Origin of the sequence: Fodinibius sp. (assembly GCF_041642155.1) — a bacterium.
Lineage (GTDB): Bacteria > Bacteroidota > Rhodothermia > Balneolales > Balneolaceae > Fodinibius.
Window position 1 is genome coordinate 1 of the sequence record NZ_JBEPWZ010000289.1, and the last position, 3,751, is coordinate 3,751.

At 54.0% G+C, this 3,751-nt stretch carries 3 protein-coding genes; all 3 read right to left on the minus strand.

All coding sequences use genetic code 11. The annotated features are described in order from the left end of the window. A partial coding sequence (locus ACESLU_RS12810; RefSeq protein WP_372639031.1) for a HEAT repeat domain-containing protein occupies positions 1 to 1,951 on the minus strand: 1,951 nt, incomplete at its 3' end. 184 nt (positions 1,952 to 2,135) lie between these two features. Continuing rightward, positions 2,136 to 3,005, minus strand: coding sequence for an amidohydrolase family protein (locus ACESLU_RS12815; protein WP_372639032.1), 870 nt, complete (start codon positions 3,003 to 3,005; stop codon positions 2,136 to 2,138). A 50-nt stretch (positions 3,006 to 3,055) separates the two neighbouring features. Further along, positions 3,056 to 3,751 (minus strand): amidohydrolase family protein (locus ACESLU_RS12820; RefSeq protein WP_372639033.1); only part of this gene is annotated, 696 nt, incomplete at its 5' end.

The window sequence follows — 3,751 nt, forward strand, 5'->3', positions numbered from 1 at the left end:
AGCCGTACTTACTGCGCAGTATGCCGGCCAACTGTTCTTCGCGCTGGTATACGCCGGACAGGGCCATCTCCCGAAAATACGGGCTGTCGGAATGCTCGTCGAGGATAGCTGCCATCAGCCGTAGGGCACGGTCCGTATCGGATTCGCCCAGCGACGCCAGCAGCTGAAGGCGGACATAAGGCGCCTGTTCCTCTTCCGCCAGCTCTTCCAGGCGGGGGAATATCTCGGACGAATCCCGGTCCATGGAGCGTTCGAGGATGCGTATACCCGAAGACCGCACCCGGGGATGGGAATCATCGAGAACCTCCAGGGCTGTCCGGCTGAGCTCATCCTGCCCATATACCGCCTGGTCAAATCCTTCCAGGGTCCACAGCGCATGAAGGCGGGTCCAGTCTGCTTTCGTATCCCCTGCTGTAGTCATCTCTTCGAGCCTTGAAACAACCCCCGGCGGCGAGCACTGGACCAGCACCTGTTGCGCCTGGTCACGCAGCTGGCCATTCTCGTGCTCCAGGTACTCCACCACCTCCCGGGGAGTCAGCGTGCTGAACTCCGGGGTCTCGTACTCTGTATCCCGGTCCTCGCGCACAATGCGCCAGATCCGGCCGAATTCCCCGACCGGTTTGTGAAGACCCTGTTCCACCGCATACTCTCTGAGATGATCTGTCAGCGACAGCGCCGTCTCAAAGAGTCCCCGGTACATGTCAACCACGTAAATTGAACCGTCCGGGGCATTGTACATGTTAATCGGGCGAAATCGCTCGTCCGTAGAGGTGAGAAATTCGCGGCCTTCGTAGGCAAAATCTGCCTCAGCCTGGATCTCTGCCGGATCGGCCTCCAGTACATAACGTTTGATCAGGTTGCCTGCGGGCTCCGGGGTAAATGCATTTCCGCGGTATTCCTCCCCAAACTGATCCCCCCGATAGATGACGGGAGCTGTAGTGGCAGTAGCGGTTTTGAGGGTGCCGTCCTCCCGCACCACCTGTCCCACCCGGTAACCACGGTTTACCCCGGTCGGGTGAGCCGGCCACATGGGAGCTTTTCGGGCAATATTAACATTGATACCGCTGCTGATCTCGAAATCGGGATGCCTTTCACTATAGCCATGCGGTACCAGATGCGTCTGGAGCGGACTGGTATTGGTAGCGGAGTAGAGACGGCCCCAGTCGTCCTGGTTCATGCCCCACTGTCCCAGCCGTTTAAAATTCCGGGTATGCCACTCCCCGTCAATCCTGCGCAGGCTCTCCACATTATCGTGCGAACTGTGAATCCAGTTGTCCATTCCCCACAGAAAATTATTCGGCATGTTCTGTACATTGTCAACCATCGGGTCTCCATACGTACTGTATACCACCTCCCTGGAATCGCCTTTGCCGTCCCCATTCGTATCCTGAATAAACCACACGTTGGGAGGTTCACCCACCAAAATGCCATCATTGAGTACCTTGATGGCCCGTGGCATTTTCAGATCCTCTACGAACACCCTGAACGAGTTCATCTTCCCGTTTCCGTTGGTATCCTCGAGGACCACCACTCTCGATTCCGGCACCTGTTGCAGCGGAATCGTTTCGGCTTCGCTCCGGTCGTGTTTCGGCAAATAGGAAGGCATGTCAATCACCCAAAGGCGCCCGTCTGCATCAATATCCATGGCAACGGGGTCGGTAAGCATCGGCTCATGGGCTACCAGCTCGATACGAAATCCCTCTTCCAGTTCAAACCGTTCCAGTGCCTCCTCGGGAGGCAGCGGCGGCAGCGGCAGGTCTGCGTATGCATCATAATTATCGGCCTCACCGGGATCATCTTCCGGGGCATCCAGCAGTCCGGCCGAAAGTGTCAGGCAGATTTCGCCGAGGGACTGTTCGGGTTCTTCTGATTCACAGGCCTGTATAATAAACAGACAGGCGACCATTGCTATGACAACGGTAAAAAGAGATTGGTCTTTTTGTATATTCATGAAATATAATCTACAGTCTGATTATTTATTACTCCCCACCTGGGCTCCGCATGAGAGGAGGAATGCAATTAACAAAGCTGATATTATAGAATTACAGAATGTGTAAAGAAAAGAAAACGATATCGAGAATAGGTTGTACCCGTTTCCCATGAGTGAATCGAGTCGCAGAGACCAGGTCGTATTGCTAAATAGTGACGGAATACCCTTTCTCGCGCATGATCGGGGCGGCAAGTCGCCGATAGTTTCTTCCGAATATGTTCATGCGCTCCTCGTCTGAAAGATCAGCGTCATAGACTTTAGAGAGCTCATTGGCATAGGACCGGCTGGGGCCGTGTCCCCCCCAGACGATGCGATCGGTCCCCAGCTCATTAACCGCTAAATCTACGGCCCCGGATGTTGGCAAGGCCCCGGAAAACTCCATCAAGACGTTTTCATGGGGACGTATGGCCCGGATACCCAGCTCCCAGTCCCCCCCCTGGTGGCCGCATATCATCTGTACGTCCGGGAAGCGCTCCGCCAGTTTGGCAACGTCCATAGGGGTCGACTCACCCGTATAATTGCCCCCGCCTGCATAGCGGGGATCGCCTCCGACCTTGATCCAGGTGTGAATATAGATTACGGCCCCCAGCTCCTCAGCCAACTGGATGATGGGATCGCTATTCGGGTGGTCGCAGGTAACGTCCAGTTCAATAAGTCCGCTGTACTTAATACCGATACACGGCCCGTTACGAATCCATCTTTCCATTTTTTTAAGGCTCTTATGGGGATAACCGGGATCAATCCGGATAATACCACTCAGCAGTTCGCGCCATTTCTTCAGGAGCGACTGGTGCTCCTCATCCCGTTTTCGTCCCTCTTTAGTCTCTCCCCAGCTTCCGATATCCAGGGAAATAACGCGTTCAATGCCCATGCGATTGATATATTTCACGATTTCTTCATGGCTTCCCGTTCCGTGATAATGGCTATCCCAGATGCGCATATCGACCAGCTCGTCGCGTGATGGAAGGCCAAGTGCAGAAGGATCAACCGCAAAGCTATATTCTGGTTGTAACATAATTGGAATGAGTTATTTTAGCTTTAAAATTCGATGGATGTAATATTATTTTATACTGTCTTGAGCATTCGGGCCGCATTTTTCGACATGATAGCAGCGGCTTCCTGCTCATCCAATGGTGATTCCATGAGCTTGAACAAGACGTTTTCGACCGGACGAAAGGGTACGTGTGAGCCTATGAGAAGGCGGTCGGACGGGATCGGGGTGCTACCAAGATACCAGTGATTACCGGCCATAATACGTTCAAGTCCCCCATTCCCATCCAAATTGGAGATGCCGAACAGGACGTCCGTTTCTTTAATAGCCGATTCGAGATTATCGCCGCGAACATGGCGGAAAGGATTGAGAAGCTGGACGGTTACATCAGGAACAGACTCCAGGACAGCCGGCAGAGGGGAAACATCCACTGCGGGGATTTCAACCTGGGGGTGCTGCATTCGCTCATCTTCCTGGTCGATGGCAATTTGTACGACCATTTCCCGGTCCGAGGCTTCTGTCAGTAATTCCGCAAACTCCGGGAGTTCCAGGGTATAGTTCTGGTAGCTCGGATATAAGCGAATACCCGGCATACCGTAGGCTTCGTCACATCGCCTCAAATCCTCTTTCCAGTCCGGCCACCGGGGATTGACCGTACCAAAAGGCACCAGCAGTCCCTCTCCATATTGTTGGCAGGTCTCGGCCAGGCGGGCATTGACGCTGTCGATATTCTTGTGGAAAAGCGCATCGTAGCTGCCGGTCCATGCCTC

What these genes read in the sequence shown, in the direction of transcription:
- ACESLU_RS12815 (WP_372639032.1), bottom strand. Translation starts at nt 3,005, where the DNA reads ATGTTACAACCAGAATATAGCTTTGCGGTTGATCCTTCTGCACTTGGC.